At 58.3% G+C, this 26,880-nt stretch carries 27 protein-coding genes; 7 read left to right on the top strand and 20 right to left on the bottom strand.

Annotated elements, in window-relative coordinates:
- From NH395_RS14230 to NH395_RS14260, 7 genes are all read right to left on the bottom strand, one after another.
- Positions 1–1,555, bottom strand: a 1,555-nt coding sequence (locus NH395_RS14230; protein WP_253025777.1) for a retention module-containing protein, incomplete at its 3' end; no start/stop codon positions are given.
- A 225-nt stretch (positions 1,556–1,780) separates the two neighbouring features.
- The gene (locus NH395_RS14235) at positions 1,781–2,428 is read right to left on the bottom strand and encodes a response regulator transcription factor (protein WP_253025779.1); all 648 of its coding nucleotides are present in this window, start codon (positions 2,426–2,428) and stop codon (positions 1,781–1,783) included.
- Positions 2,428–3,855, bottom strand: coding sequence for an HlyD family type I secretion periplasmic adaptor subunit (locus NH395_RS14240; RefSeq protein WP_253025781.1), 1,428 nt, complete (start codon positions 3,853–3,855; stop codon positions 2,428–2,430). The genes NH395_RS14235 and NH395_RS14240 overlap by 1 nt, the downstream gene beginning before the upstream one ends.
- Positions 3,855–6,023 carry a type I secretion system permease/ATPase gene (locus tag NH395_RS14245; RefSeq protein ID WP_366065963.1) on the bottom strand — a complete coding sequence of 723 codons (2,169 nt, stop codon included), beginning with the start codon at positions 6,021–6,023 and terminating at the stop codon, positions 3,855–3,857. Before NH395_RS14245 ends, NH395_RS14240 begins: the two co-directional genes overlap by 1 nt.
- A gap of 123 nt (positions 6,024–6,146) precedes the next feature.
- On the bottom strand, positions 6,147–7,943 hold the full coding sequence (locus NH395_RS14250; protein ID WP_366065965.1) for a TolC family outer membrane protein: 1,797 nt from the start codon (positions 7,941–7,943) through the stop codon (positions 6,147–6,149).
- Positions 7,944–8,388: 445 nt separating this feature from the next.
- A complete protein-coding gene (locus NH395_RS14255) occupies positions 8,389–9,258 on the bottom strand; it encodes a DMT family transporter (RefSeq protein ID WP_253025785.1) in 870 nt (289 codons plus the stop codon).
- On the bottom strand, positions 9,255–9,524 hold the full coding sequence (locus tag NH395_RS14260) for a SelT/SelW/SelH family protein (RefSeq protein ID WP_066321760.1): 270 nt from the start codon (positions 9,522–9,524) through the stop codon (positions 9,255–9,257). The genes NH395_RS14255 and NH395_RS14260 overlap by 4 nt, the downstream gene beginning before the upstream one ends.
- 209 nt (positions 9,525–9,733) lie before the next feature.
- On the opposite strand from NH395_RS14260, the gene NH395_RS14265 reads away from it, so the two are divergent.
- The 4 genes from NH395_RS14265 to ettA all read left to right on the top strand — a co-directional run bounded on the left by NH395_RS14265 (position 9,734) and on the right by ettA (position 13,824).
- Positions 9,734–11,047 (top strand): MFS transporter, encoded by a 1,314-nt coding sequence (locus tag NH395_RS14265; RefSeq protein WP_253025787.1) that lies wholly within the window; start codon positions 9,734–9,736, stop codon positions 11,045–11,047.
- A 134-nt stretch (positions 11,048–11,181) separates the two neighbouring features.
- The gene (locus NH395_RS14270; protein WP_066321757.1) at positions 11,182–11,628 is read left to right on the top strand and encodes a PAS domain S-box protein; all 447 of its coding nucleotides are present in this window, start codon (positions 11,182–11,184) and stop codon (positions 11,626–11,628) included.
- 140 nt (positions 11,629–11,768) lie between these two features.
- A complete protein-coding gene (locus NH395_RS14275; protein ID WP_066321755.1) occupies positions 11,769–11,984 on the top strand; it encodes a PA3496 family putative envelope integrity protein in 216 nt (71 codons plus the stop codon).
- Between the two features lie 178 nt (positions 11,985–12,162).
- Positions 12,163–13,824, top strand: a complete 1,662-nt coding sequence (gene ettA, locus NH395_RS14280) for an energy-dependent translational throttle protein EttA (protein ID WP_253025789.1) — start codon at positions 12,163–12,165, stop codon at positions 13,822–13,824.
- Between the two features lie 80 nt (positions 13,825–13,904).
- Here the strand turns inward: ettA and coq7 are convergent, their stop codons facing one another.
- The 6 genes from coq7 to phaR all read right to left on the bottom strand — a co-directional run bounded on the left by coq7 (position 13,905) and on the right by phaR (position 18,302).
- On the bottom strand, positions 13,905–14,543 hold the full coding sequence (gene coq7, locus NH395_RS14285) for a 2-polyprenyl-3-methyl-6-methoxy-1,4-benzoquinone monooxygenase (protein ID WP_253025791.1): 639 nt from the start codon (positions 14,541–14,543) through the stop codon (positions 13,905–13,907).
- 40 nt (positions 14,544–14,583) lie between these two features.
- A complete protein-coding gene (locus tag NH395_RS14290) occupies positions 14,584–14,925 on the bottom strand; it encodes a histidine triad nucleotide-binding protein (protein WP_066321751.1) in 342 nt (113 codons plus the stop codon).
- Between the two features lie 55 nt (positions 14,926–14,980).
- Positions 14,981–15,853, bottom strand: a complete 873-nt coding sequence (locus NH395_RS14295; protein ID WP_085919792.1) for a phosphoribulokinase — start codon at positions 15,851–15,853, stop codon at positions 14,981–14,983.
- A 3-nt stretch (positions 15,854–15,856) separates the two neighbouring features.
- The gene (locus NH395_RS14300) at positions 15,857–16,297 is read right to left on the bottom strand and encodes a thioesterase family protein (protein WP_253025935.1); all 441 of its coding nucleotides are present in this window, start codon (positions 16,295–16,297) and stop codon (positions 15,857–15,859) included.
- Between the two features lie 94 nt (positions 16,298–16,391).
- Positions 16,392–17,678, bottom strand: a complete 1,287-nt coding sequence (purD, locus tag NH395_RS14305) for a phosphoribosylamine--glycine ligase (RefSeq protein WP_253025793.1) — start codon at positions 17,676–17,678, stop codon at positions 16,392–16,394.
- Positions 17,679–17,750: 72 nt separating this feature from the next.
- Positions 17,751–18,302, bottom strand: coding sequence for a polyhydroxyalkanoate synthesis repressor PhaR (gene phaR, locus NH395_RS14310; RefSeq protein ID WP_253025795.1), 552 nt, complete (start codon positions 18,300–18,302; stop codon positions 17,751–17,753).
- Positions 18,303–18,471: 169 nt separating this feature from the next.
- On the opposite strand from phaR, the gene NH395_RS14315 reads away from it, so the two are divergent.
- Positions 18,472–19,185, top strand: coding sequence for a 16S rRNA (uracil(1498)-N(3))-methyltransferase (locus NH395_RS14315; protein ID WP_253025797.1), 714 nt, complete (start codon positions 18,472–18,474; stop codon positions 19,183–19,185).
- A gap of 3 nt (positions 19,186–19,188) precedes the next feature.
- Here NH395_RS14315 and NH395_RS14320 read toward each other — a convergent pair whose 3' ends face one another.
- The 6 genes from NH395_RS14320 to hemH all read right to left on the bottom strand — a co-directional run bounded on the left by NH395_RS14320 (position 19,189) and on the right by hemH (position 24,456).
- Entirely contained in the window at positions 19,189–19,716 is a 528-nt protein-coding gene (locus tag NH395_RS14320) for an ATP-dependent zinc protease (protein WP_253025937.1), read from the bottom strand.
- A 75-nt stretch (positions 19,717–19,791) separates the two neighbouring features.
- Positions 19,792–21,072 (bottom strand): lytic murein transglycosylase, encoded by a 1,281-nt coding sequence (locus NH395_RS14325; RefSeq protein WP_253025939.1) that lies wholly within the window; start codon positions 21,070–21,072, stop codon positions 19,792–19,794.
- A 75-nt stretch (positions 21,073–21,147) separates the two neighbouring features.
- Positions 21,148–21,579, bottom strand: a complete 432-nt coding sequence (locus NH395_RS14330; RefSeq protein WP_253025799.1) for a DUF3429 domain-containing protein — start codon at positions 21,577–21,579, stop codon at positions 21,148–21,150.
- Between the two features lie 46 nt (positions 21,580–21,625).
- Complete coding sequence (locus tag NH395_RS14335) at positions 21,626–23,044, bottom strand: DASH family cryptochrome (protein ID WP_253025801.1); 1,419 nt, start codon at positions 23,042–23,044, stop codon at positions 21,626–21,628.
- A gap of 2 nt (positions 23,045–23,046) precedes the next feature.
- The gene (locus tag NH395_RS18490) at positions 23,047–23,205 is read right to left on the bottom strand and encodes a DUF2256 domain-containing protein (protein ID WP_366065973.1); all 159 of its coding nucleotides are present in this window, start codon (positions 23,203–23,205) and stop codon (positions 23,047–23,049) included.
- A 180-nt stretch (positions 23,206–23,385) separates the two neighbouring features.
- On the bottom strand, positions 23,386–24,456 hold the full coding sequence (gene hemH / locus NH395_RS14340; RefSeq protein ID WP_253025803.1) for a ferrochelatase: 1,071 nt from the start codon (positions 24,454–24,456) through the stop codon (positions 23,386–23,388).
- A 111-nt stretch (positions 24,457–24,567) separates the two neighbouring features.
- Here hemH and NH395_RS14345 point away from each other — a divergent pair, with 111 nt between their 5' ends.
- Positions 24,568–26,148: a cryptochrome/photolyase family protein gene (locus NH395_RS14345; RefSeq protein ID WP_253025804.1), complete on the top strand. Its 1,581-nt coding sequence runs from the start codon at positions 24,568–24,570 to the stop codon at positions 26,146–26,148.
- Positions 26,145–26,543, top strand: a complete 399-nt coding sequence (locus tag NH395_RS14350) for a DUF393 domain-containing protein (protein ID WP_253025805.1) — start codon at positions 26,145–26,147, stop codon at positions 26,541–26,543. The genes NH395_RS14345 and NH395_RS14350 overlap by 4 nt, the downstream gene beginning before the upstream one ends.
- 19 nt (positions 26,544–26,562) lie before the next feature.
- Here NH395_RS14350 and NH395_RS14355 read toward each other — a convergent pair whose 3' ends face one another.
- Complete coding sequence (locus NH395_RS14355) at positions 26,563–26,865, bottom strand: DUF6482 family protein (RefSeq protein WP_066321722.1); 303 nt, start codon at positions 26,863–26,865, stop codon at positions 26,563–26,565.
- Positions 26,866–26,880 lie beyond the last annotated feature (15 nt).

Raw genomic sequence — 26,880 nt, forward strand, 5'->3', positions numbered from 1 at the left:
TGACCGTGAAGGTCTGCTGCTGGGCTTCGGTGAACTGCGCCGAGGTCGGTGCGATGCTGATGGTGATCGGGTCGCCGTCGTTGGGCGTGCCCGGCTCGTCCGGCGTGCCGGGTTCGTCGGTCACGGTCACGCTGGTCTCACCGGCGGTGGCGAGCTCTTCGAACTCGCTGTCGCTGTCGTTGAGGACTTCGGCGATGCTGTTGGTCAGGGTGGCCTGACCGCCCACGAAGGCGTCGTCGCCCGCGGTCACGGTGGTGCTGCCGCTCACTTGACCGGCGGCGATCGTCACGGTGCTGCCATCCGCCAGGCGGAACTCGAGCCCGTTGTGGGCACCGAGATCGGCGCCTTCCGGCCCGGTCAGGGTCACGCTGTAGGTGACTTCGCCGCCTTCGGCGACGCTGTCGGTGTCCGCTGTCAGCGTGGCGGTGACGGTGTCGTTGTCGTCAACCGTCGTCACTGTGGCTTCAGCGCTGGTATCAAGTGCTTCGTAGTTACCGCCCTCGGTGGAGGCGATGCTCAGGGTCTGGCTCTCTGCACCCTGAAGGAAGACATCGTCGTTACGACTGTCGAACGTCACGCTACCTTCTGTGGCACCGGCAACGATCGTGATCTGTTGCTCGTTGCTTAGCGTGATCACCAGATCGGTTTCTGGAGCATTGTCCACGCGGGCGGTGACCGTAATATCACCGGCCTCAGTGACTTGTTCCGGGACTTCCAGGGTGACGGTGGTAACGTCATTGTCGTCCACCACATTGACACTACCGGTGCTGCTGGTGTCCAACGACTCATAGTTACCGCCGGAGGTACCGGCGATACTTAGATCGATAGGCTGACCGCCCTGCTGGAAAGCGTCGTCATCACGGGTAGAGAAGGTCACATCGCCACTGGTGGCTCCCGCCACAATAGTTATTTGCTGGCCATTACTGAGGGTAATGACCAAATCGGTTTCTGGTGCGTTGTCGACTGATGCCGTGACGGTGATTTCATCGGCTTCAGTAACCTGCTCTGGCATACTCAGCGTAATAATGCCCTGTAGTCCAGCCTCATCATCTTCAGCAGCTGCATCGTCTTCGACCGGAGCTTCGGCAAACTCAACCGCAGGCGGGCCACCATCCACACCACCTGCATACTCAAACTGCAAACCTTGAACAGATTCTTCGATGCGCGCGAGCTGGACGAAGTCGGCGCCACCGCCGCCGCCACCACCGGCAGCACCACCGCCTGCGGCGGTTGCTTCAAGGAGTTCAAGGATGTCGCCGTCTTCTTCTTCCAATACAGACAGCAACGTTTCTATCTCGCTGTCTTGGGCAACGGTTTCTTCTTCCGTCGGGGCGTTTTCGGCATCCACGTCATTGGTGATCGCGACTTCTTCGTTGCCGCCGATCAGCGTCGGAGGCAGACCGTCGTCAAAATCAAGTTGCACACTGCCATTGGTAGAGGTGACGAGCGTTTCGCCTTCCTGAAGAACATCACCGATGGCCAGTTCGCGCAGGTTACCGTCAGGATCGCGTGCCCAGGCCTGACCGGTAATGGTAACAACGGTTGCAATGCTCATAGGAGTCATCCTCTAACAACAGAAATAAGGTTTTATATTGATAGTCACACTAGGCCAGACTGGGGAAGCTTAGTATTGGACCGTGGTACAGGATGGGGGACTATTTCGGTAGGTACTTCATACGTACTGGGGGGCTTTAAATCGCCCCAGCGGTATAGAAAAGGGCTAGATAGCTGGGCAGGTTGCTATCCGCCAAAGAGGTTATAGCCGCTTGCTACTGGCTGACTACTTTGAGGTGGAGTAACTGAGAGTCTCGTTTGCCTTTGCTGATGCGCCTTTCCCGGTCAGCTTGATGATCAGCTGTAATCGGTCATGGATATCGAGCTTGGCGAAGATGGCGGTCAAGTGAGCTTTCACGGTTCTTTCCGTTATGTCGAGTTCTCGGGCCACCACTTTATTGCTGGCTCCCTTGGCCACGGCCAACGCCACTTCGCGCTCGCGCTGGGTCAGCACTTCCAGCACCGATGACTGAACCTGTTCGTCGCCATTGAGTAGCCGCCAGGTACTCCCCATGACCTGGGCCATCAAATCGGCCGGAACCCAGATACCCTGGTTCATTACCACCGTGGCGATTTGTTTTAGCGTATCGGCGGGACTCAGCGCGTGGGCGTAGCCTCTTGCGCCTTGTTGAAGCGCGTCCATCGCCGCGCCATTTTCCGGCATCATTGACAGCACGACAACGGTGGCACGCTGGGACAGGCGGCGCACGAAAGAGGGCCCGTCATTGCCATGCTCTTCTTTCAGCACCCACACCAGGGTGCCAGCATTCGCCCACGCCTCGGCCTCCTCGGCCGTTACGCACTCAGCCTCGGCGAAGGCGGCTTGCCAGCGAGGCATCAACGCCTGGTCTTGCGTGACAAAAAGGTGGTTCATCAGCGTTCCCCTAATGAATTATTCCACGCGCGCAGGACAGGTTTCAGGAGAAACTCCATCACCGTACGCTTGCCGGTCATGATATCCACCTGGGCGGTCATGCCGGGAATGATGTCCATGTCTTCGTTATTGATTTCACCCTGTTCAGTACGAACCTTGACGCGATAAAAGGTGTTGTCGTCGTCATCGGTAATGGTGTCGGCACTGATGTTTTCGAGCTCGGCCTTTAAACCACCATACTGGGAATAGTCGTAGGCCGTCAGTTTGACGGTTGCCTCCTGCCCTGGAGTCAGGAAGGCGATGTCCTGGGGTGCAATACGCGCCTCGACCAGCAGCCGGTCGTCGGTGGGAATGATATCGACGACCTCCTGCCCGGCTTGGGCGACGCCACCGATGGTCGTGATGTGCAGGGTCTGCACGACCCCTTTCACCGGCGAACGAATATCGGCGAGCTGCACGCGATTCTGCAAGCCCGAACTGCCTTCATCCAACGCCGCGATTTCACTCAGCGTATCGGACAGGTCGTTGCGCCACTGGCTACGTCGTTCAGCGCCCAGTTCGCGCAACTGTGATTCACTTTCCTCAACGGCGGCTTCGAGCCGCTCGATCGCCGCATTGGCCTGGTCGCGCTCGCCGCGGTTGCGGGAAACTTCGCGCTCCAGACGCAGTACCTCGACTTCCGATACGGCACCGGAGGACAACAAAGGTCGTGTGAGCTGGAGCTCTTCACTGGCCATCTGCAACTCACGAGTGGCGGTGTCACGCCGTAGTTTTGCCTCGAGCAACTCGGCTTCACGTTGGCGGATACGGTCGCGAATCACGGCTTCCTGCTGGCGTAACTCGTACAGGCTGCTTTGATAAGCTTCGCGCTCTTGCGAAACGACAAGTGGCGCTTGTGCCATCAGCTCATCACTGGGCGAAAAGTCAGAATCCGTTACCAGGGCACGCAGCCGCTCGGCACGGGCTTTTAACGCCTGGGCCTGCACCCGGTTCTCACGAAAATCGGAGACAAAGCGGGTCGGGTCGATGCGCATGATGACCTCGCCCGCCTCGACCATCTCGCCTTCCTGAACGAGGATTTCCTCGACCACGCCGCCGTCGAATGACTGAACGCGCTGCAGCTGCTGGGCGGGAATGACGCGGCCCTGACCGCGGGTGACTTCATCAATTTCCGCAAAGCAAGCCCAGACAATCAACGCAATGATGGCCAGCACGATGCCGTAGAGAAATCCGCGGGCACGGAGGGGGTCCTGCTGCATGCGCGCCCAGTCGGCGTCGCTGGCCCAGTCCCGATTTATATGGGCCGAGGTGACGCGCTTGGAAAACAGCCGGTCCATGAACGGGCGAAAGGGTTTGCCACCCTTTTCGCTAAACCGCCCCAGCGCTTCAAAGCCCTGCTGTTCGGCGGATTTACGCTTTTTCGCCATTAGTTCGCCCTCCCGACCTGGCCTTTGCGCAAGGCTTCGACGACTTGCTCGCGCGGGCCATCAGCAACCACTTTGCCCGCGTCCATCACGATAATGCGGTCAACAAGCGAGAGCAGCGAGGTGCGGTGGGTAACGATCACCATGGTTTTTTCTTGACTGAAACGCGTCAGGTTCTTCTTCAGCGCCTCTTCGCTGGCGTGGTCCATCGCGCTGGTGGGTTCGTCGAGCAGCAGCACGCTCGGGCTGTTCACCAGCGCACGCGCAATGGCGACCGATTGACGCTGACCGCCGGAAAGCATGCTGCCCCCCTCACCGACCGGCAGATCAAGCCCGTAAGGATTGGATTTGACCAGGGACTCAAGGCCGCTCAATCGGACAGCCTCCAGCAGCGCTTCGTCATCAACGCCCTCGCTGCCCGCCCCAGCGACGATGTTCTCGCGCAGGGTGCCGAAAAACAGCGCGATATCCTGGGGCACGTAGCCGATATGCCGCCGCAGTTGCATGGGGTCGAACTGGCGTATGTCGACATCATCCAGGAAGATGGCACCGCCCGTGGGCTGATAAAGCGCCAGCAACAGCTTGCTGAGGGTTGACTTGCCCGAACCGATACGGCCTATCAGGGCGACCTTTTCACCCGGCTTGAGTCGGAAGCTCACATCGTTGAGCGCACTGCGCTCTGCCTCCGGGTAGCTCAGGCTGACGCCGTCAAATTTGATATCGCCGTGGACCACGGGGCGGTTGATATAGGCTTTGCCCTCAACGCGCTCGGTGGGCTTGTCCATCACCTCATTGAGGGATTCAAGCGCCGTGGATGACTGGTGGTATTGCGCCATCAACCCCGCCGCCTGGCTGATCGGCGCCATCGCTCGTGAAGACAGCAGGTACGCGGCGATCAGCCCGCCCTGGGTCAGGTCACCTTCGATGATCATGTAGACACCGATAATGATGATCGCCACCGCCACCGTATGCTGCGTCCATAGCGCCACACTGGTGACGGAGGAGCTGACCAGGCGCAACTGCGCCGCCGTGCGGGAAAGAAACGCCGACGCCCGCTCCCACATGCCCTGTAACCGGCTTTCACTGCGCAGCGCCTTGACGGTTTCCAGGTTGCCGATGGATTCCACCAGGGTGGCATTGCGCTGGGCACCGATGCGCCAGGTGGTTTCGGAGAGCTCGTGCAGCTTGCTCTGCGCGGCCAGTGCATAAAGGAAAACGAACACCGCGCCAACCACGATAGGGATCACCAGGGGCACCCCAATCAGCGCGATAATCGAGGCAAACAGAATGACAAAAGGCAGATCCACGAGCGCCACGATGGTGGCAGAACCAATGAACGCCCGCACGGATTCAAAGGATTGCAGCGTGGCGGTAAAGGAGCCTGTTGACGCTGGCTTGGCTTCCATCCGCATACCGAGCACCCGTGACATGATGCTGGAGGTCAGTTTTACATCGGCACGGCTGGCCGCCAAATCCACAAAGGCGTTGCGCATCAGGCGCAGCGCCAGGTCGAAACACAGCACGATAAAGATGCCGACGGCCAGCACCCAGAGCGTCTCGGTGGCCGCGTTGGGTACCACCCGGTCGTATACGTTCATCACGAACAGGGGCATGGCAACGGCAAACAGGTTGATCACCGCCGAGCCGATCAATACATCCCGGTAAAGCTTGCGGTTTTCGCGGATAACCCCCCAGAACCAGTGCCGAGAGCGCTGCTTCTTGACCTCGGGGCCACGCGCATCAAAGCGAAACTTGGGCCTGACATAGGCCGCCTGGCCGCTGTAGGCGTCTTGCAGGCCGACCAGGCTGACAATGGAGCTTGCCTCGCCCAGCTCGGGGAAAATGACTTCCGCCTGGCCGTTTTTAATGTCCAGGTTGAGCAGCACACAGGCGCGCCCGGATTCCAGCAGCAGAATTGCTGGAAACAGCGCGGGGTTCAGCTGCGATAGGCGTGACTTGACCAGCCGGGCCGTCAGATCAGCGCGCGCCGCTGCACGTCCCAGCACGCCGGGCGTCAGCCTGCCTTCCTCTAGGGGTAGACCGGCAATAAGCGCTTCTCGTGTGGCATCGTGGTGATGAATGGATGCCACAGCGATCAAGCATTCAAGAAGCTCGTCTGTATCGGTTCGAGTAGATGGTTCGTCTGATGCTACGTCTTTTTCGTTAGACACACATACCCCAAATCATAAATGCGACCTGCTCAGATGAGTGCGCCCAGCGATGCTGTCTCGCGTTCTTGTGTTTGTAACGAAAACTGGAAGAACGCGAAACAACCTACAGCGCCATCCTCTTACTTAACTGCTGACAGGAAAGGCTTCATCATACCCCATATCGCTCAACTGGCGACGAAAGCCTGGTACTGCATCAGGGGTGGTGCCGATCTGAACACGGTAAAGACCACCACCGTTAACGACGCGGGTTGGCATGTTCAACTGACCTTCAAGTTCTTTTTGCAACTCAGCGGCCGATGATTGGCTGCTGAGGGCCGCTACCTGAAGAAATGAGCTTGCATTCGCAGGAGTGGTGTTAACGATCTCATCCGTGAACGCTGAAGGACGCTCCGAGGGCTTGTCCGAAACGTCAGCGACCGAACGCGTGTCAATGGCGCGATCCCCACCAAACGAGCTCGTTGTACTGACACCCGAAGAGTTACCATTGCCGGTACTACCCACCAGATCCTCCAGCGTATAGTTGGCAGGCGCTTGAGTCGGGCAGATTGCCTCGGCATCAATCTCGACGCCATCGCTATCCAGTTCGGACAGGCTCGGCATGTCGGCGCGAGAGACGTCCAGGGTGCGCATCAGGTGCCCCATTGAGGCCAGCGTCTCGGCGTCGGCAATGGCAACATCATACTGAGCGTTCACGTAAGCCCGGCTGGCTTCGAAGAACTCGTTTTCGCTGTCCAATACGTCGAGCAGTGTGCGCTCGCCGATATCGAACTGCTGCTGATAAGCGCCGCGTACCCGGTCAATGGATTGGCGATGCTGATTCAGGTACTGCATCTGCTCGCGCAGCCGCTGGGTGTCCCCGTAGGCGATCTGGGTCGTTTGGCGAACGTTGCGACAAGCCAGCTCGCGATTTTCAACGGCTTCTTCGATGCGTTCGCTGGCGGCACGGAATGAGGCCAGATCCGAGCCACCCCGATACAGGTTCATGCTGGCAACCAGTTCGATGCTGCTCTGGTCACGACGACCGAATGCTGACGAGTCATCGTTGTTGCTGCCGGTGCGCCCTACGATATCCAACCGCGGATGGAAACCTGCTTCGGCAATGTCCCGCTCCGCACGCGATGCGGCAATGTCTTCAATCGCGGCGTGAAAGTCGGGGTTACCTTCATAGGCAAGATTGACCGCCTCTTGCACCGAGCTTGGCAGCTCATCCGAGAGTTCCGGCGTGGACGCCAGATTTTCTACCGGCAGGTCGCCGACGATGCGGTTGTAGCGCGCCGAGACATCGTGCAGGTTTGAGGCTTCGGTCAGCAGGTTGGATTCGGCCAGCGCGACACGACCGGTAATCTGCTCAAGATCAACACCGCGGCCGGCGCCGGATAGCGCACGCTCTTCGATCTGATCGTAGACCCGCATGTGCTGGCGGTAATTATCCTGGGCCAGGCGAACCAGCTCACGATAGCGCAGCACATCCGCATAGGCCCTGGTCGCTTCCAGGGCAACGTTTTCACTGGCGCCCAGCAATTCGTAGTAACGTACCAGCTCCGCCCGGTCCAACTGCTCTACCCGTCCGGCCGTCGCAAAACCGTCGTAGACCATTTGGGTCAACTCGAGCTGCACGTAATCCGTGTCATAGCTACCGCGGCCATCACCTTCGACGGACTCGCGGCCCACGCCAGCGGTGGCATCCACACTTGGCAGATAACCTCCCCAGGCTTCATCCCTGTCGTAACCCGCCGCATTGAAGGCGCGGAACGCTGCGTTCACTTCGGGATTCTGGGTGATCGCCTGCTGGACAGTCTCTTGCAAGTTGGATGAACCCGGTATCGCCATATCGGATGGAAGTGACTGAGCCATCGCCTGGCTGAGCGGAAGAAGTGTCAGGCTGGTGCCCAAAGCGGCCGCCTGAATGATACGTGACAAGCCAAACCGTTGGTAAAGCCCGTTGGTGCAGCTGTTTTTTTTTTCATCTGTGGTCCCCTCATGAAATATGAGACAGCGACTGCAGCAAAGCCACCGCAATCACCGATAGCAATCGATACGTTATTTTTTTATCGCGGGACTCACCCAACACTTGCTATGTTCAGGTGGCGCATCCTTTCCCGGTTTCCATACCCTGGTGGTGCTCGGCTCTAGCGCCTTGCGTGTCAATGTGGCTCATCAAAAGAGCTTAAGCACCCTGATGACGTATTTCCTCTTTATAGCTTATAACGCATGAGTTACGTCAGAAATATTAATGTAAGTAATCGTAAAACAAAATTGCATTATGTACAAAGTAAAAATGCCATAAATTTCTTAATAAGCAGGCATTGATACGTAAACCAAAGCCACATTTTTTGTTTACAAAGCTGATAACAAAGGCTTAACCCTATGGTTGACGCGTTTGCTGCCAGCCTAGCCCAGCCAGAATCAGCACCAAACCTACCAGGGTTGAAGGATAAATTGACTCACCAACGACTACAAACAGTAACAAAAGCGAGACAGGAGGGGACAGAAAGATCAGGTTTGAGACCTTGGCGGTGCGCGATACCTTGTGAACCGCCAGCTGCCAAAAAATAAAGGCGATCCCCATCTCGAACAGCCCCACATAAATACCGGCCATCAGCGCCGAGCCGCCATGCCACTGAAACCCTGGCCCCCATAACAGCAACAGCGTCAATACCGGCAACCCAACGGTGAAATTTTGCCACTGCCCCACCAAGGGCTGGCGTTTGTCGCGGGCATTGAGCAGCCAGTAAAGCGCCCACAGGAGCGTGGACGCTAGCGCAAAGGCCACGCCAAGCGGGTCGGCAAAGTGGACATCGAACACATTGCCACGGGTGGCGATCACCCAGACGCCTGCGTAGGCGACCAGCCCAGCGGTGATATCCTTGACGGTCAGGCGGTGCCCCAAAAGCGGTACCGCCAGAAACGCCATGGCCAGTGCCCAGGTGTAATTCAGCGCCATGGCTTCCTGGCCGGGCAGCCGATCATAGGCGGCAAACAGCACCAGATAATAGGCAACCGGGTTCATCAGCCCGGCCCAGGCAGCGGTTTTCCAGCCGCTGTTTAGCGCTATTCTGGCGTTACCCTGGTACACCACCAGAATGCCCATCAGCAGCCAGGAGACCAGCGCCGCCAGCCACATCAGTTCCAGGGGCGACATCCAGGTCAAGGCTACCTTGAAAGCGGTGGCGACGGTGGACCAGAGGGCAACCGCCCCCAAGCCATATAGAATTGCTTGGCGGTCCTGATTCATCGGTCGGTATGACCGAGGTTGCGGGCGGGTTCAACGTGGTCTCGCACCCGCTGTTTGAGGGTTTTTATATCCGGAAAACCGTCATCGCGCTTGCGCTCCCATAGCAAGGCATCGTCGCACCAGATTTCGAAGGTGCCGCCGTGGCTTGGGCAAAGTGCCACTTCGTCCAGCGCTTCGCCGAAAGTGGAGAGCAACTCCTGTGCATACCAGCCGCTGCGTAGCAGCCACTGGCATTGCGTGCAATAGCGGATTTGAATGCGCGACATCCTTGAGCTCCTTGGCGAGACTCGCCATTATCCATGAGTACTGTTAATAATCTGCGTAACAATCTGCGGGCATTGACTAATCTGCAGGCGTTAACCACCGCGTATAGTGAATACCTGTACTAGACAGGGGTATTGCCCAGCAAGAGTGTACTGAATAACACGGCTCGTCAAAACGAGCCGCCCGGGACGACGACTGCCAAGGAGCCTAGATGGCCAGACATGACCTTTCTGAATCGCGCATCTACGAGTGGCTGACCGGCGACGAGGACAGCCGGATGTGCGATGACATTCCCGATAGCGCCTGCCATGAGCAACCGCGTAACTTCATGCTGCATTTATGGGCAGCATTGGGCAATAAGCTGGCGGATGAGCTATCCAGCGCACGTCTGGTTCTACCCTGGCTGATGGGCATTATCGGCGCACCGGTATGGATGGTCGGGCTTCTGGTGCCTATTCGCGAGTCCGGGGCACTGTTGCCGCAGATTTTTGTGGCGGGCTTCATTCGCCTCAAGCCGCAACGCAAATGGGTGTGGGTGGCCGGTGCTGCCCTGCAGGCGCTGGCGGCAGTCGTGCTGGCAGCGTTGGCGTTGTGGAGCAGTGGCAGCCTGGGAGGCAGCCTGGTCTTGATGGCACTGGTCATGCTGTCGCTGGCCCGGGGCCTTTCGTCCATCGCCACCAAGGATGTCATGGGCAAGACCATTGCCAAACGCCGCCGTGGCACCCTGATGGGCTGGAGCGGCAGTGTTGCCGGGGCAGCCACCCTGGCCGCCGGGGGTGTGTTGATGTTTCTGGATGACTCCCTGGGCAAGGTGACACTTGCGGCGCTGCTCGGCATTGCGGCTCTTGGCTGGGCCGTCAACGGGATCTGCGCTGCCCGTATCGAGGAAACGCCGGGCGCTGTCGAAGGGGGCGAAAACGCCTGGGACAGCATCAAGCAGGGGCTTTCATTACTCCAGCAGGACCGCACGTTTTTACACTTCAACCTGTGCCGGGCGTTGCTGCTTTCCAGTGCCCTGGCCCTTCCCTATCTGGCGCTGCTGGGGCAACAGCAAAGCGGCAGCGAGCTAAGCAGTCTGGGGCTACTGGTCGTGGTATCGGGCCTGGCCGCCATGGTGGCAAGCCCCGTGTGGGGCAAGCGCGCTGACCAGTCCAGCCGAGGCGTCATGCGCGATGCCGCCATCGGCACGGCCGTATGCTGTTTGCTGGGTGCTGGCATTGTATGGCTGCCTGCCGTCGTTTCCGAGCGTATATGGCCTTACGCACTGGTCTATGCGGCACTGGTGATTGTTCATCATGGGGTGCGTTTGGGTCGCAAAACCTACCTGGTCGACATGGCAAGCCAGGATAACCGCGCCCTTTATGTGGCACTCTCGAACACCCTGACGGGGGTACTGATGCTGCTGGTGGGCGGGGTGGTCGGCCTGTTGGCACAGTGGCTGGGCAGTAGCGCCTTGCTGCTCGTTTTGTCCGCCACCGCCCTGGCGGCGATGTTCAGTGCCCTGCGATTACCGCAGGTTGAGTGACGTTCAGGATTGCAAAGCAGGGCAACGCTCGCCATGATGGTAAGTCGGTGGCAGCCGTTATGCGGCCTTTTGCTATCATAAAAATTACGTGACAATACGCCACGATAGGTTTGGAGCTGCAACAGGACCCCTTGATGAAACGATCTCCCATGATCAGCCCCGCGTTGCTCGAACGCATGGTTGACGCCTCCGAAGACGGCATTGTGGTTGCTGAACAGGAAGGTGACGAAAACATCCTGATTTATGTCAACAAAGGCTTTGAGCGACTCACCGGTTACAGCGCCGATGAAATTTTATATCGGGACTGCCGCTTTTTGCAGAATGAGGATCGCGATCAAGATCCTCTCAACGCGATTCGTGAGGCGCTGAGTGCAGGCAAGCCTTCGCGGGAGGTGCTGCGCAACTATCGTAAAGACGGCACCATGTTCTGGAATGAGCTGTCGATCACGCCGGTTTTCGACGAAGCCGATAACCTGATGTACTACATCGGCGTACAGAAGGATGTTACCGAACGGGTGGAAGCACAACAGGCACTCGCCGAACTCCAGGCCAAGCAGGCAGACACAAAAACAGAAAAATAAAACGACAAGGCTTGATCTTCAACCTGACCGGCGTTATATAGCGGCAAGGCGCTTGATGAAGCGCTTGGCGCTTTCTGTTGCTCTGCCAACCAGAAAGCCATAATGACGCCGGCACGCCGGCTTGGGTTGGAGGGCCAGTCATGAGCCGTAATCCCTTGAGTCGTGAAACTTTCTCTCCTGAAGACGGTGAAGTGGATGAGTTCGATTCCTCCGACGCCGTCAATGACGAACACTACAGCCGTTCTCGGCCGAGCAACAAAGCCGATACCCTGCGCGCCAGACGCCAGGTTGAGGCCTGGCTTGAAGAACGCCGCCTCAAACGTGCCATCGATGACGGCTGGGACGAAGAAGAGTAATGATGCAGAGTCATCAGGAACATTCCTGATGTCTTCCCCGCTGCGGCATCAGGTACCAACCTGACCGCACCTAGACGGTCAGCCCTCCCTGGCTGGCCTTTCGTCACGTGGGGCTCTATCATCTGCCTATCGCTCAGCGGTGACGCTGGCATTTTTTTCATCAACTAGACGGATTTCCATGGCGCAATACGTTTTCACCATGAACCGGGTCGGCAAGATCGTGCCGCCCAAAAAGCAAATTCTTAAAGATATCTCGCTGTCGTTTTTCCCGGGGGCCAAGATTGGCGTACTGGGCTTGAATGGCGCGGGTAAATCCACACTGCTGCGCATCATGGCCGGTGTCGATAAGGAGTTTGAAGGTGAAGCCCGTGCGATGCCGGGAATCAACGTCGGCTACCTGCCTCAGGAGCCGGAGCTCGACGACAGCAAGAATGTCCGTGAGACCGTCGAAGAAGCCCTGGGCGCCATCAAGGAAGCCCAGGAAAAGCTCGATGGTGTTTACGCTGCCTACGCCGAGCCGGACGCCGACTTTGATGCCCTGGCGAGCGAGCAGGCACGCCTGGAAAATATTATCGAAGCGGCTGACGCCCATAACATCGAGCGCAAGCTGGACGTCGCTGCTGAAGCGCTTCGCCTGCCCCCCTGGGACGCCCAGGTCGGCAACCTTTCCGGCGGTGAGCGCCGCCGTGTAGCGCTGTGTCGTCTGCTGCTCTCAAGCCCCGACATGCTGCTGCTCGACGAGCCGACCAACCACCTGGATGCCGAGTCGGTTGCCTGGCTCGAGCGCTTTCTGCACGACTACAGCGGCACCGTGGTCGCCATTACCCACGACCGCTATTTCCTCGACAACGTGGCGGGCTGGATTCTGGAATTGGACCGCGGCCAGGGTATTCCCTTCGAGGGCAATTACTCACAGTGGCTCGAGCAGAAAGAGCAGCGCCTGGGTCAGGAAGCCAAGCAGGAAGCTTCTCGCCAGAAAGCCATCAAGCAGGAGCTTGAGTGGGTACGCTCCAATTCGAAGGGCCGCCAGGCGAAAAGCAAGGCACGCCTTAACCGCTTCGAGGAAATGCAGTCCGGTGATTTCCAGAAGCGTAATGAAACCAATGAGATCTATATTCCACCCGGCCCGCGCCTGGGGGATAAGGTCATCGAGTTTCATGATGTGGCGAAACGCTTCGACGACAAGCTGCTTTACCAGGACCTTTCGTTCTCGGTTCCCCCCGGTGCCATCGTCGGCATTGTGGGCGGTAACGGCGCCGGTAAATCGACCATGTTCAAGCTGATTACCGGCCAGGAACAGCCCGATGCCGGCGAGGTCGTGATTGGTGAGACCGTGGATATCGCTTATGTCGAGCAGCTGCGCGATGCGCTGGACGACAAGCAGACCGTCTGGCAGGCCGTTTCCGGTGGTCAGGATATCCTTAACATCAATGGTTACGAGGTCGCTTCACGGGCGTACGTGGGTCGCTTCAACTTTAAAGGCAACGACCAGCAGAAACGCCTGGATGAGCTGTCCGGTGGTGAGCGGGGTCGTTTACAACTGGCGCAAACGCTCAAGCAGGGTGCCAACGTGCTGCTGCTTGACGAACCGTCCAACGATCTGGATATCGAGACGCTGCGTGCGCTGGAAGAAGCCCTGCTGGCCTTCCCGGGCTGCGCCATGGTGATCTCCCACGACCGCTGGTTCCTTGACCGGATTGCGACGCATATTCTGGCGTTTGAGGGCGATTCGGAAGTGGTCTTCTTTGACGGCAACTACACCGACTACGAAGAAGATCACAAGAAGCGTGTGGGCAACGACACGCCCAAACGCATGAAGTACAAGCGCATCGATGCTTAAAGCGTGTGATCCTGAAAGCAAAAAGCCCCGCCATGCGGGGCTTTTTTTATGCGTGGCTGTTTATGGATATCTGCCAGCGGTTAGCCGTGATACGTCGTTTTACTGACCGCCTTGAAGGCGCCGCGCATCAGCCACTGTACCGGCGGAGGTAGACTGACACCGCCCGCTTCCAGCGCCAGTTGGGCATGGTGATTTTTCTCCACGGCCACTTTGCGAAGCAGGGTACGTGACGTCTGACCAGCCTCCGGCAGGCGTGACTGCTGATCACTGAACCGCTTGGCGGCTTGCGTTTCGCAGGCGGCCAGCAGCCCCAGGCCAAGGCGCTCACTCAGTACACCCGTAGTCGCGCCAATACTGAGCGAGGCTATATAGAAACACGGGGCAAGCAGGCTTGTACGGCTATCCAGTTGCCGCAGCCGCTGGCTAAACAGGGCCAGATGGCCAAGATCATTGGTCGCGGATTGTTGCATTTGTGCGCTGGCATCCGGCCGTTGGGCAAATAGCCGCTGTCCCTGGTAAAGCCCTTGCAGGCACACTTCACCGCTGTGGTTGACGCGCATCATGCCCGCCACGTGGTGGGCCTCGAAGGCGGTCAGGGTTTCATCGGCTGGCGCTACCAGCACAGGCGCTTTAGAGCGCGCCTTGGGTGGCGCCAGCGTGCGCAGCGCACGGTCAAACTGATAGATCCATTGGTCAGAACGGGGGCATTGACGCCTCATGGCTCGCTCCTGGGCCGTGGGTCGTAAAGGTCGCCACGACCTACCCGGCGGGCCAGGTAAACTGACGCCCGCCGAGCAGGTGCATGTGGATATGATAGACCGTTTGACCGCCCATTTCGTTGCAGTTCATGACGACGCGGTAGCCGTCGTCGGCAAAGCCCTGCTCCTGGGCGAGTGTCGCCGCGGTATATTGCAGCCGACCAACGGTCGCCAGGTCATCGGCATGAATATCATTGAGCGTGGCAATGTGCTTCTTGGGGATAATCAACTGGTGCGTGGGTGCCTGGGGATTGATGTCGTTGAACGCCAGCACGTGCTCGTCTTCATAGACAATATCCGCAGGGATTTCGCGGTTGATGATCTTGCAAAACAGACAGTCCATAAAAGCTCCTCGGTGAGCGTGACCTGGCAACACAGGTAAACGGTTACCTGTGAGCCTAACGAAAACGCCGCTGTGACAACAAGTGGCGCACCAACGGTGCCAGGATAAGCTCCATGGCCAGCGACATTCTGGCGCCAGGCACCACCAGGGTGTGGGGCCGGGTCATGAACGAATCCTTGATCATCGCCAATAGCCAGGGAAAGTCCACCGTGGAAGGATCTCGGAAGCGGATAACCACGAACGATTCCGCATCCGTCGGTATATCCTGCACCTCAAAGGGGTTTGATGTATCCACCGTGGGCACGCGCTGAAAATTGATATGGGTGCGCGACAGCTGGGGCTGGATATAGCGCACGTAGTCATCCATACGGCCCAGAATGGTGTCGATAACCGCTTCCTGGGAATAGCCACGCATCTTGGTGTCACGATCAATTTTCTGGATCCATTCCAGGTTCATCGTGGGGGCCACGCCCACCAGCAGGTCAACGTGGCGTGCGATATCGTATTCTTCCGTGACCAGGCCACCGTGCAGACCTTCGTAAAACAGCAGATCGGTTCCGCAGGGTAGCGACTGCCACTCTGTGAAGGTGCCTACCTTGTGGCCCGCCTCGATCTTTTGTTTATCCTCGGCGTGGATATAGTGCCTGAAGGTCCCCGTGCCATGCTCGCCGTATTCGATAAACATGCCTTCGAGGCGATCCAGCAGGTTGGCTTCGACGGCAAAATGCGAAAGCTCGTTCTTGCGCTCGGGCTCTTCGCGGAACATGCGATGCAGTTCATCGCGGGTGTAGCGATGGAAGGCGTCACCGTCCACCATGGCAGCGTGCACATCTTCACGCAGGAACATGCGCTCAAAGCTACGCCGCACGGTGGTGGTGCCGGCACCGGACGAGCCGGTGATGGCAATGATCGGATATTCACGGGACATCGGTCAGGTGCCTCTTGCTTGCGCTAATGCCTGCACGACCGCCTCTGGCACTTTCACCGGACGGCCCGACGCCATATCAATCAGCAGTTGATTGATACGCGCGGTCGCCACTGCCTTGCCGCTTTCTGCATGGGCGATGCGCTGATAGACCGTCAGCGCCTTGCCGTCGGGAGGCGGTACGGCGGTTTCGACCACCAGGGCATCCGGCCAGCGCGCTTCGCTTTGGTATTGCACCGCCAGGTCAGCCACCACGCTGGGATAGCCCTGCATGTCCCATTCAGGCAGATCGATAGCGGCAAACGCCTGGATGCGCGCCTCATGAAGCAGCGAGACCAGCGCGTCGTGGCCGAGATGACGACCGTAGTTCATATCCGTGACGCGGACGCTTAGCGAATGGCGATGAATGATCGCTGCGTCGGGAAAATCGATCTGAACCCGTTCCATCCAGTTATCCTTGTTGTGATCGGAAAGCGTTGTGGTCGGAAAGCGAGGCAGGATGCCCATGTGGCTATCAAAGCGTCAACCTTCGGGGGAAGCGTCAAGCTTCCCGGGCAATCGCCCGGTGAGCGATATCGCGGCGACAGATAACGCCCTCCCAATGAATTTCATCGACGCCCTGATACGCCTTCTGTTGCGCCTGGGAGACGCTATCGCCCAAGGCGGTAACGCACAGTACGCGGCCCCCTGCCGTCAGGACATCGCCCTGGTCATTGTGCTGGGTCCCCGCATGGAACACCTTACAGCCATGACGCTCGGCATTGGCAATGCCGCGAATCACGTCGCCCTTGCGGTAGCTGCCCGGGTAACCGCCCGCAGCCAGTACGACACCCACCGCGGCGCGAGGGTCCCACTCGCAGCGCTGACCGGCCAGCTTGCCTTGTGCACCGGCAAGGCACAGCGCGGCAAAATCCGAGGTCAGACGCAGCATGATGGGCTGGGTTTCCGGGTCGCCAAAGCGGCAGTTGTATTCAATCACCTTGGGGTTACCCTGGCCGTCGATCATCAGGCCGGCATAGAGAAAGCCGCTGTAGGCATGGCCTTCAGCGGCCATTCCCTTGACCGTGGGCAGTATCACCTGCTGCATGATGCGCTCATCGACATCCGGCGTGACCACGGGCGCCGGTGAGTAGGCGCCCATACCGCCGGTGTTGGGTCCGCTGTCACCGTCGTAGGCGCGTTTGTGGTCCTGGCTGGTCGCCATGGGCACCACGTTTTCGCCATCGACCATGACGATAAAGCTGGCCTCTTCACCGTCCAGGTATTCTTCGATCACCACCCGTGCGCCTGCATCCCCAAAGGCATTGGCTTCCAGCATGTCACGGATCGCCGCTTCGGCCTCAGGCTGGCTCATCGCCACAATGACGCCTTTACCGGCCGCCAGGCCATCGGCCTTGATGACGATGGGCGCGCCTACCTTGGCCAGGTAGTCAAGCGCTGGCTCAACGGCGGTGAAGGTTTGATAGTCGGCCGTGGGAATCGCGTGACGCGCCAGGAAGTCTTTGGTAAACGATTTCGAGCCTTCCAACTGGGCGGCTGCCTGGGTCGGGCCAAAGATGGACAGCCCCGCGGCCTGAAATTGATCCACCACGCCTTCGACAAGCGGTGCTTCCGGCCCCACCACCGTCAACGCCACGTCTTCTTCGCGGGCAAACGCCACCAGCGCGGAAATATCGCTTGCTTCGATGGCGACGTTGGTCAGCTTTTCCTCACCGGCGGTGCCTGCATTGCCCGGTGCCACAAACACCTGCGAGACGCGCGGCGACTGAGCCAGTTTCCATGCCAACGCGTGTTCGCGACCACCGCCGCCTATCATCAAAACCTTCATGGGTATCCTTCTTTGCGGAAGAGCAGATTAATAGCGGTATTATGCCACAGCTTGCCCGCGCGTCGCTGGCGCTTAGGATGACTTGTCGTCGCTCTTTTTATCATGCGCTTTTTTATCATGCGCTTTTTTATCATGCGCTTTATCGTCATGAGTTTCGTCGCTCTGGCCCGGATCGTCGCTGCCGTTTTTGCCGGTGGGCGGTGCCTGATTCATGGTCTTCTGCCAAAAGCGCATGTTTTCCTCGGCCAGCTCGCGCATGAACTCCATGGGCGTGTGGCGCATGGCCTGCTGCCACTGGCTCTGCATGCGCTTTTGCTGCTCCATCATGATCTGGGTGCCCTGCTCCAGGTAACGCGCCAGCGGTAGCGGCGAGGACATGTCATAGACCCGGATCAGCTGAGCCAGGAGGTCGTTGGAGAACACTTCGGCATCACTGTCGGCACTTTCCTGTTCGATGATAATCGACAGCAGGATCGTCCGCGTAAGGTCTTCACCGCTTTTGGCGTCCTCGACCCGAAACGGTTCTTCCTCGAGAATCAGACGGCGCAGATCCTCCAGCGTCACGTAACGGCTTTGTTGGGTATCGTACAGTCTGCGATTGGCATATTTACGAATGACGCGCACGGCGATTCTCCTTAAACGCGATAGGGCTTTGCTTCCCGTTTCTGTTATTGTGCCTGCACTTGACGGCCATGCAAGCCATGTAACGATATTCAATAGGCGTCGCGTCGGCCGGGACGTGACATACGGGCTTTTCTCTACCTTTCCAAGCACTCAATAATCGACCACTGCCATGAACCTGATTTTACTCGAACCTCACGATGTGGCCCAGAACGGCCAGGCGCTGTTGCGCGACCAACGCCGTTTGACACACCTGCGCGAGGTACACCGCGCCCAGCCAGGGGATACCCTCACCGTTGGCTGCGCCAACGGGATGATCGGCAAAGCCGAATTGACCGCCATTGGTCCCGATCAGGCAACGTTGCGCTGGGAACACCTTGGTGAACCCCCACCGCCTGCCCTGCCCGTGCATCTGGTACTGGCACTACCCCGTCCACGTATGCTGGCACGCACCCTGGAACACGTGACCGCGCTTGGCGTTAAGCGCATGACGCTGCTGCATACCAAGCGGGTCGAAAAAAGCTATTGGCAATCCCCCGAACTGCGTCCCGAGAAGATACACCAGCATCTGGTGCTGGGCCTTGAGCAAGCACGCGATACGGTGATGCCCAGTGTGACCCTGGTGAAGGGCTTTAGGGCGTTTCTAGACGAGCATTTGCCAGCGCTACTGGCACAGGGCCGTGGTCTTGTCGCCCACCCGGGCATGCCCCACCCTTGCCCGAGGGGCATCAGCGAGGAAACGGTCTTGTTGATAGGCCCTGAAGGCGGCTTTATCGACTGGGAAGTGGAACAATTATTGAACGCGGGCTGCGAAGGCATGCACCTTGGCCCGCGTATTCTGAGAGTAGAGACCGCCGTGACCGCCCTGCTATCACGGCTTTTTTAGTCGTCAGGTTTCATCGCTGGCGTCATCATCGTCGGGATCATGGGCCACTACTTCTGCATCTTCGTCGCAGTCGGGATCTTGCATGAAGGTTTCACGGACATCGAGCAGGCCAAGGTGGCTGATGGTGCGCCGTCCCAGCAATAGCGGGTAATTCATGTCTTCCCGGTTACGCAGGCTGAACTGCTCTTCGTAGACGGTGTCGCCCATGCACACGTTGAGCAGCACGACGGGGCGCCTGTCCGTGCCACCGGCTCCGCGGAGCTTCAGGTTACGGTATAACGGGCGCTCGATCTCGTCGCTGAATACCTCGCCGCTTTCCTGGTCTTCAAGCTTGAGACGAAAACGCACCCAGTCTTCGTCGTCCTTTTCAAACACCTCGATGTCCCGAGCGTCCAGCGACGAGGTCAATGCACCACTGTCGAGTTTGGCTTTGACTTCCGTTCCCCAGGGGTGCAGCGTTGCCTTTTCCACCCAGCCAAATACCTTGTCGTCATTGGCCATTGCCTGACTGCTTGCCAGTGCCGTGACCATGGCGAAACCACTCAACAATGTCGTTACTACCTTGGGCATCATCATTTCCTATCCTGATATCCTTTGGAAGAAGAGCTACTCAACCCGCTGACGCAGCCGCTCGAGCAATGATTGCGTCGCAAAGCCATCAGGGGTCAATCCCTCAGCCCGCTGAAAGGCACGCAGGCCCTGGCGGGTGTTGGGGCCCATGATGCCATCAGCCCCGCCAACATCGTAGCCAGCTTGGTTGAGGTAGCGCTGAAGCGCTTGGACATCATCCCGCGTCAAAGGTGCCTCTTCACGCGGCCAGCTTTGCTGGATGCCATCCCGCCCGGCAATGGCGTCGCTCAGCGTTGCCACCGCCAGCGCGTAGCTGGTTGCGTTGTTATAGCGCAAAATGGCACGGAAATTGGGCCCGACTAAAAACGCGGGCCCATCGGCCCCGGCAGGCACGATGATTTCGGCACTGTCAAAACGCGGGAGTTCGCCGCTCACGGCTTCCACCCCCTGCTGCGCCCAGGCCTGACTGTCGCGACGGCCTGTCTGGGCGTAGTCGTAACTATCCGGCAGATTCACTTCAACGCCCCAGGGTTGCCCAGGCTGCCAACCCGCACGGGCCAGGTAGTTGGCCGTTGACGCCATGACATCCGGAATGCTCTTCCAGATGTCACGGCGGTTATCGCCGTCACCATCGACCGCATAGGCTTCAAAACTGGTGGGGATGAACTGGGTATGCCCCATGGCACCCGCCCAGGAGCCACGCATTTGCTCAGCGGCGATATCGCCCTGCTGGATTATCCGTAAGGCAGCCAATAGCTCCTCGCGGGCGAATTGCTGGCGACGGCCATCAAAGGCCAGCGTCGCCAACGCTTCGAGAGTGGAGAAATCGCCAAAGTTGCTACCGTAATTACTTTCGATACCCCAGATGGCGACAATAACTTCGGCGGGGACGCCGTAGCGCTGTTCCATTTGCTGTGCAGAGCGCCGGTGTTCTGCAAGCCGGTCCTTGCCGTTGTTGATACGGGTGCTGGAAACCGCCGTATCAAGGTATTCCCAGATGGGGCGCACGAACTCAGGCTGATACCGATCGAGCTCGATAATCCGTCCGCGATAGCGAACCTGGTCAAACGCCTCTCGCAGCGTCGCTTCGCTGATGCCCTGGTCCCTGGCATAGCGACGGAAGGCGTCGCGCCACTGGTTGAAGCTATCGTGCTGAAGGTCTTCCGCAACCTCGCCGGCCACCTGGGCGTCCACTTCGGTCATCAGTTGCTGGTTCGCCAGCACCGGCGGGCTCGAAAGCAGCACGGCCATCATCCCGAGCGTGGCGCTGATCGAGGAAATTGTCAGTTTTTTATACAACGTCATTTTATACAACATCATGGCTTCCTTGAGGCAGTCCTTGGCAGCCTCGGATGATGGCGCAGAACGCCTCGGTTTACTAGGGGCTGTTGATCACCACAGACGCGTCAACAAGATGACATGGGCAAGGACGACAATCACGGTCAAGAGCGTGCGCAGTTGCCAATACCACCCCGGCCAACCACCGCGTCCATTGCGGCTGAGGTCGTACCCCCAAACAAGCACAAAGCCGACGCACAGCACGGCAAGTCCCCAAAGCGGACTGAATAGCAACGCGGGCCAGGCAATCAAGCTCGGCGCCATGGCGATTAGCAGCCGTGGGCTATGGCCCGGTTGCGGATTCTGAAGCGCCGCCCCCCAATGGGTACCCCCCAGAAATGACAAGATCACCGCGCTGTAACACAAGAACGCTCGCACTGCGGTTTCTTGCCAGCCCCCAGGTCCCCAGCCTGCCAACCCGAGGGTCAGCAGGAACGGCAAGAGGCCTGCCAGCCCCAACAACCAGGCGGTACGGCGATCTTCCATGGATACTCTCATCAGTTACTCGTCTGTCAGTTACTTGTCTGTCCAGTTACTTGTCCGTTGCTTCCAGCTGCGCTTCATCGATCAGCCAGCGCTGCCAGGCCTCGGGTGCCACCCGAGGTGCCGGGAAACGTTCAGCGGCAACTCGCCATGGCTGGTGCCGAGCCAAACCATTGGGTAAATTTTCCAGTTCAGGCAACCAGTGCGCCACATAAAAGCCTTTAGGGTCATAATGGCCGGCCTGCTTCAATACGTTAAAGTAGCGATCCTGGCGCGGATCGCGCCCGACCCCGGCAATATAACGCCAGTTGCCCCAGTTACTCGCCACATCGTAGTCCAGCAGGCAGTGCTCGAACCAGGCAGCGCCCAGTCGCCAGTCCACGCCCAGGTCCTTGACCAGGAAACTGGCGACGTTCTGGCGGACACGATTGGAAATCCACCCCGTGCGGCTGAGCTCCAGCATCGCGGCGTCGATAAACGGCACACCCGTCGTCGCGTTGCGCCAGGCGTCAAAGTCAGGATTGGTGGCAGGCAGTTGGGCCCGACCGAATAGGGTCTCTCCCTCCAGTTGCGCCGCGCGTAAAAAATACTCCCGCCATAGCAACTCGAAACCAATCCAGTAACTGGATTCATTACTACCGTGCTGTGATTCCCAGGCTTTCACCTCATCCTGCACCTGACGCGGCGATATGCAACCATGGGACAGCCAGGGTGAAAAGCGCGTAGAAAAATTAGCCCCCAAGAGCCCGTTGCGGGTTTTCTTGTAGGTCGCGGGGCCATGTTGCTGCCAGATGTACTGGTGCAGGCGCGCGCGGCCCGCCGCCTCGCCGCCTGCAAAATCCAACCCTTGGCGCGCATCGGGCTGCCAGTTCGCACTGACGGCACAGACCTTGTTCAGCGGCGGAAAGCCACGCGGCGCGTCGGGCCAGGCAGGTAAGGTAACCGGCGCGGCCAGGCTTGGGGGAATGACGCAATGTTTCTCGACCTGGCGCCGAAAGGCCGAGAAGCTCTCGGGCAGTTGAGATAGATCGAACGGCAGGGCCTGCTCGTCGATCAACCGGCCCGATTCATGACACTCAACCGCTGTGGTCTCCGACAGCCGATCCTTGACCGCCTGGATTTGCTGTTTTTCTTCTACGCCGACGTGCTCGGCAACCCTTACTTTGCGCGCCTGAAGCTTTCCGGCGAGCGCCACAACCTCTTCGACGGGATCGCCGATACGCACCAACAGGTCGCTGCCCCGCTGTAACAGCTCGCCGCGCAGTTCCATCAAGCATTGCCACAAGAAACGTAGCCTTGCCGGACCAATTCGAGATACATCGTCATCGTCGAATAATGGCGCCAGCCACGCCTCATCAAGTACATAAAGACAGACAAGATGATCCGGCAGGTCGTCCAGGCGCAGCAGTGGGTTATCCGTCACTCTGAGGTCGTCGTGCAGCCAGACGATATCGATCGTGCTGTTCATGCTCAGTTCTCCTCAGCGCGTTTTGCGATCCGGGCTTCGCGCTGACAGCGTTTGCTGCAATAGCGGACCTCATCCCAGCATCGCGCCCATTTCTTTCGCCAAGTAAACGGGCGCTGGCAGTGAACGCAGACTTTTTCCGGTAAATGGTGTTGATGTGGCATCTTGATGTTCGCCTAAAAGAAGGCGCCCTCTAAACATAGACATCATATCCTACATAGTACAATTATTGTACATATATTTCCCATGCCTATGCGTCACTCGCCGGTGCTACCAGGTACAAAAAAGCCACCCGTAGGTGGCCAATGAAAAACAGAGATACGTAGTAGAGATAGGGTGTTCGCCTACAACCATCCCGACAATTCGTTATTGACCACCGCCACCAGCGCATCGATGTGGTCTTCGCGGTCATTCAGGCAGGGTATATAACTGAAGGTTTCTCCTCCCGCCTCCATGAAGCTGTCGTGGATCTCTTCCTTGATTTCTTCCAGCGTCTCGACGCAATCCGATGAAAACGCTGGCGACAGGATGGCGATGTGCTTGTGGCCCTGCTTGGCCAATTCAGCTACGTGATCAACCGTCTGAGGGCCAACCCACTTTTCGGGGCCAAACTGCGACTGGAAGGCGGTGTCGACTTCTTCCTTGCTGAACCCCAGCTTTTCGCGCAGCAGGCGCGTGGTTTTCTGGCATTGGCAGTGGTAGGGGTCGCCTTCAAGCAGGTAACGCTCGGGCACGCCATGGTAACTGGCGACCAGCTTGGTCGGCCGGGACGCAAATCCTTCGTAGGCTTCCCGCACCGAGTTGGCCAGTGCATCCGTATAGGCCGGATGATCGAAGTAGGCGGGCACGGTGCGGATAGATGGCTGCCACTTCATTTTCATCAGGGTACGAAACGCCTGGTCGTTGGCCGTCGCCGTGGTAGGCGAGCCGTACTGAGGGTAGAGCGGAAAGAAGACAATCTTTTCGCAGCCTTTCTCCTTCAGGCGATTCAGCACGCTTTCGGTCGAAGGATTGCCATAGCGCATGCAGAAATCGACCTCCACATCATCGCCGTAGAGCGCCTTCAAGCGTTCGGTCATTTTCTGTGTTTGCGCTCGGGTGGTAGTCAGCAGTGGGCTTTCGTTCAGCTCGTTGTTCCAGATGCTTTTGTAGGCGTTACCTGATGAGAATGGCCGCTTGGTCAAGATGATCAGTTGCAGCAACGGCTGCCACTTCCAGTTGGCATAATCGACCACCCGTTTATCAGACAGGAACTCGCTCAGGTAACGACGCATCGACCAGTAGTCGGTGGCATCCGGCGTCCCCAGATTGGCCAATACCACGCCCACCTTCGCGCGGGGCACAGGGGGATGGTCGCTGGGGGCATGCATTAGGCGACCTTCGCCCGGCTGATCCTTTGCGACTTGCTCGGTCATGATATTCACTCCTGCTGACAGCACCTTGAAAAATAAATCCTATCACTTTTCTGCAAACCGGCGGCATAAAGTTATACTATTAACATTATTTGTACATATTTGGGTTAATTTATGTCTAAGCCTTTATTGCTCGTGCTGGGCGATCAGCTGTCGCTTTCTCTGACCACGTTGCGCCACGCGCCTGACAATGCCGTTGTCGCCCTATGCGAAGTGGCCGACGAAGCGAGCTACGTTCCCCATCATAGCCACAAGCTTGGCCTGTTCTTCGCCGCCATGCGCCACTTTGCCTACCAGCTGCGCCAACAGGACTTCGAGGTTCACTACAGCAATCTGGATGATGCTGACAACTGCCACTCGTTGATTGGGGAAGCAGAGCGCTTGGCCCTGCTTTACGGCTGCGATGAGATACGCGTGACGCGTCCCGGCGAATGGCGGCTTTATGAAGCCATGCTGAACCGCCAAACCGCCGAGCTGCCCTGGCAACTTCACGAGGACGATCGTTTTTTCACGACGCCCGACGACTTCAGCCAGTGGGCTGAGGGACGCAAACAGCTACGCCTTGAGTACTTCTACCGTGAGCAGCGTAAGCGCACCGGGCTGTTGATGGAAGACGGTAAGCCGATGGGCGGGCAGTGGAATTTTGATCATGATAACCGCGAGCCGATCAAGGGTGATCTGGCGTTTCCGGCGCCACCCAGGCATCACTACGAAAAGATGACCCAGGCCGCCTTCGATGCGGTGAAGCGTCATTTTCCCGACCACATGGGCGACCTGGCGACGTTCAACTGGCCGGTGACGCGCCGCCAGGCACTCACGGATTTGCGGCATTTCCTTGACCACTGCCTGGCCGATTTTGGCCGTTATCAGGATGCAATCAGCGAAAGCGCCGCCTTCCTGTTTCACTCCCGCCTGTCGGCCGCACTCAATATCGGCCTGCTCTCACCGCAAGAGGTGTGCCGGGCGGCCGAACAGCGTTACCTCGATGGAGAAGCGCCTATCAACGCCGTTGAGGGCTTCATTCGCCAGATACTTGGCTGGCGCGAATACGTGCGGGGGCTTTACTGGACGCAGATGCCCGACTACAAGCGCCGCAATTCGTTGGGTTTCGAGCGTGATCTGCCTGCCTTCTATTGGGACGCCAAGACCGATATGCACTGCTTGAAGCGGGCAGTGGAAATGACCATGGACAACGGCTACGCGCACCATATCCAACGCCTGATGGTGACCGGCAATTTCGCCCTGCTGTGCGGGGTCAAGCCGGAGGCACTGTGCGACTGGTATCTGGCGGTATACATCGATGCCTGCGAATGGGTGGAGTTGCCCAATACGTTGGGCATGGTGCTGCACGCCGACGGTGGCCAGATGGGGTCCAAGCCCTACTGCGCGTCAGGCAAATACATCAACAAGATGTCGGACCATTGCCAACACTGCCGTTACTCACCCAACCAGGTCACGGGTGAGAAGGCCTGCCCCTTCAACAGTCTTTACTGGCATTTCCTCGAGCAACACCGCGACACCTTGCAACATAACCCGCGCATGAAATTGATTTATGGCTCGCTTGATCGGATGGCACCTGACAAGCGCACGGCCATTCATCAACAGGCGCAGCAATTTCTCGACCAGCTTGAAACCTCGCCGGGTTACGGGCAATCCCACCACACCGCTGGCTATTCAAAGGAGACCACTTCATGAGTCGATTCAGCCCGCTTGGCGCCAGTGCGCCTGTGACGCTCTATCACGATGGTCACTGCCCTTTTTGCCGTGTGGAGGTTAACTGGCTTTCCCGGCACCACCATCAGGACCGCATCCGGCTGGTGGATATTCAGAGTGCTGACTTCAACGCCACCCACGATCGAGAGACATTCGAGGCAATGATGGGGTTGCTTCACGTGAAAGACAGCCAGGGCAACTGGTATATCGGCATGGAAGCTAGCCGAGCTCTGTATGCCGTTCTGGGATACCGGCGGCTGGTTTGGCTATCGTGCCTACCGGGATTGAAAGGATCCCTTAACTGGGGCTACCGATGGTTTGCCCGTCGACGGGTGCGACTGGGCCAGTGGTGGGAAAAACGGTCTAGCGGATCGTGATAGCGCGCATGCGGAAGATTTAAAAAACCAGCGGCACACGCGAGCTTAACGGAGCATTGTAATGAGCATCACGACCAATCATTTCGTCGTGAGCGACGTGCTGAACCAGATAAGCGCGGTGGATGTCGGCGCGTTTCAGCTCCAGATAGATATCATCCAGTGCGCGAAACATCATCGGCTTACCACGCCGGGTTAACATATGGCGTGTGCCTTCCACGTCTTCCAGTTCCACTTGATAGTAGCGGCTGCCCGCATGGCTGATAACACGTATTTCGAAATTATCATGTTGAGCAACAAACGCCTTGAGCGACGTCATTTCCATGGTTCCCTCCTGGGT

The sequence above is a fragment of the Halomonas sp. Mc5H-6 genome (genome assembly GCF_024124705.1).
Taxonomy (GTDB): Bacteria; Pseudomonadota; Gammaproteobacteria; order Pseudomonadales; family Halomonadaceae; genus Vreelandella; species Vreelandella subterranea.

Excerpts from the sequence above, each read along its gene's own strand:
- NH395_RS14235 (WP_253025779.1), bottom strand. The coding sequence starts at position 2,428 with ATGAACCACCTTTTTGTCACGCAAGACCAGGCGTTGATGCCTCGCTGG.
- NH395_RS14240 (WP_253025781.1), bottom strand. The coding sequence starts at position 3,855 with ATGGCGAAAAAGCGTAAATCCGCCGAACAGCAGGGCTTTGAAGCGCTG.
- NH395_RS14255 (WP_253025785.1), bottom strand. The coding sequence starts at position 9,258 with ATGAATCAGGACCGCCAAGCAATTCTATATGGCTTGGGGGCGGTTGCC.
- NH395_RS14260 (WP_066321760.1), bottom strand. The coding sequence starts at position 9,524 with ATGTCGCGCATTCAAATCCGCTATTGCACGCAATGCCAGTGGCTGCTA.
- NH395_RS14265 (WP_253025787.1), top strand. The coding sequence starts at position 9,734 with ATGGCCAGACATGACCTTTCTGAATCGCGCATCTACGAGTGGCTGACC.
- NH395_RS14270 (WP_066321757.1), top strand. The coding sequence starts at position 11,182 with ATGAAACGATCTCCCATGATCAGCCCCGCGTTGCTCGAACGCATGGTT.
- NH395_RS14275 (WP_066321755.1), top strand. The coding sequence starts at position 11,769 with ATGAGCCGTAATCCCTTGAGTCGTGAAACTTTCTCTCCTGAAGACGGT.
- ettA (WP_253025789.1), top strand. The coding sequence starts at position 12,163 with ATGGCGCAATACGTTTTCACCATGAACCGGGTCGGCAAGATCGTGCCG.
- coq7 (WP_253025791.1), bottom strand. The coding sequence starts at position 14,543 with ATGAGGCGTCAATGCCCCCGTTCTGACCAATGGATCTATCAGTTTGAC.
- NH395_RS14290 (WP_066321751.1), bottom strand. The coding sequence starts at position 14,925 with ATGGACTGTCTGTTTTGCAAGATCATCAACCGCGAAATCCCTGCGGAT.
- NH395_RS14295 (WP_085919792.1), bottom strand. The coding sequence starts at position 15,853 with ATGTCCCGTGAATATCCGATCATTGCCATCACCGGCTCGTCCGGTGCC.
- NH395_RS14300 (WP_253025935.1), bottom strand. The coding sequence starts at position 16,297 with ATGGAACGGGTTCAGATCGATTTTCCCGACGCAGCGATCATTCATCGC.
- purD (WP_253025793.1), bottom strand. The coding sequence starts at position 17,678 with ATGAAGGTTTTGATGATAGGCGGCGGTGGTCGCGAACACGCGTTGGCA.
- NH395_RS14315 (WP_253025797.1), top strand. The coding sequence starts at position 18,472 with ATGAACCTGATTTTACTCGAACCTCACGATGTGGCCCAGAACGGCCAG.
- NH395_RS14320 (WP_253025937.1), bottom strand. The coding sequence starts at position 19,716 with ATGGTCACGGCACTGGCAAGCAGTCAGGCAATGGCCAATGACGACAAG.
- NH395_RS14325 (WP_253025939.1), bottom strand. The coding sequence starts at position 21,072 with ATGTTGTATAAAATGACGTTGTATAAAAAACTGACAATTTCCTCGATC.
- NH395_RS14330 (WP_253025799.1), bottom strand. The coding sequence starts at position 21,579 with ATGGAAGATCGCCGTACCGCCTGGTTGTTGGGGCTGGCAGGCCTCTTG.
- NH395_RS14335 (WP_253025801.1), bottom strand. The coding sequence starts at position 23,044 with ATGAACAGCACGATCGATATCGTCTGGCTGCACGACGACCTCAGAGTG.
- NH395_RS18490 (WP_366065973.1), bottom strand. The coding sequence starts at position 23,205 with ATGCCACATCAACACCATTTACCGGAAAAAGTCTGCGTTCACTGCCAG.
- hemH (WP_253025803.1), bottom strand. The coding sequence starts at position 24,456 with ATGACCGAGCAAGTCGCAAAGGATCAGCCGGGCGAAGGTCGCCTAATG.
- NH395_RS14345 (WP_253025804.1), top strand. The coding sequence starts at position 24,568 with ATGTCTAAGCCTTTATTGCTCGTGCTGGGCGATCAGCTGTCGCTTTCT.
- NH395_RS14350 (WP_253025805.1), top strand. The coding sequence starts at position 26,145 with ATGAGTCGATTCAGCCCGCTTGGCGCCAGTGCGCCTGTGACGCTCTAT.
- NH395_RS14355 (WP_066321722.1), bottom strand. The coding sequence starts at position 26,865 with ATGGAAATGACGTCGCTCAAGGCGTTTGTTGCTCAACATGATAATTTC.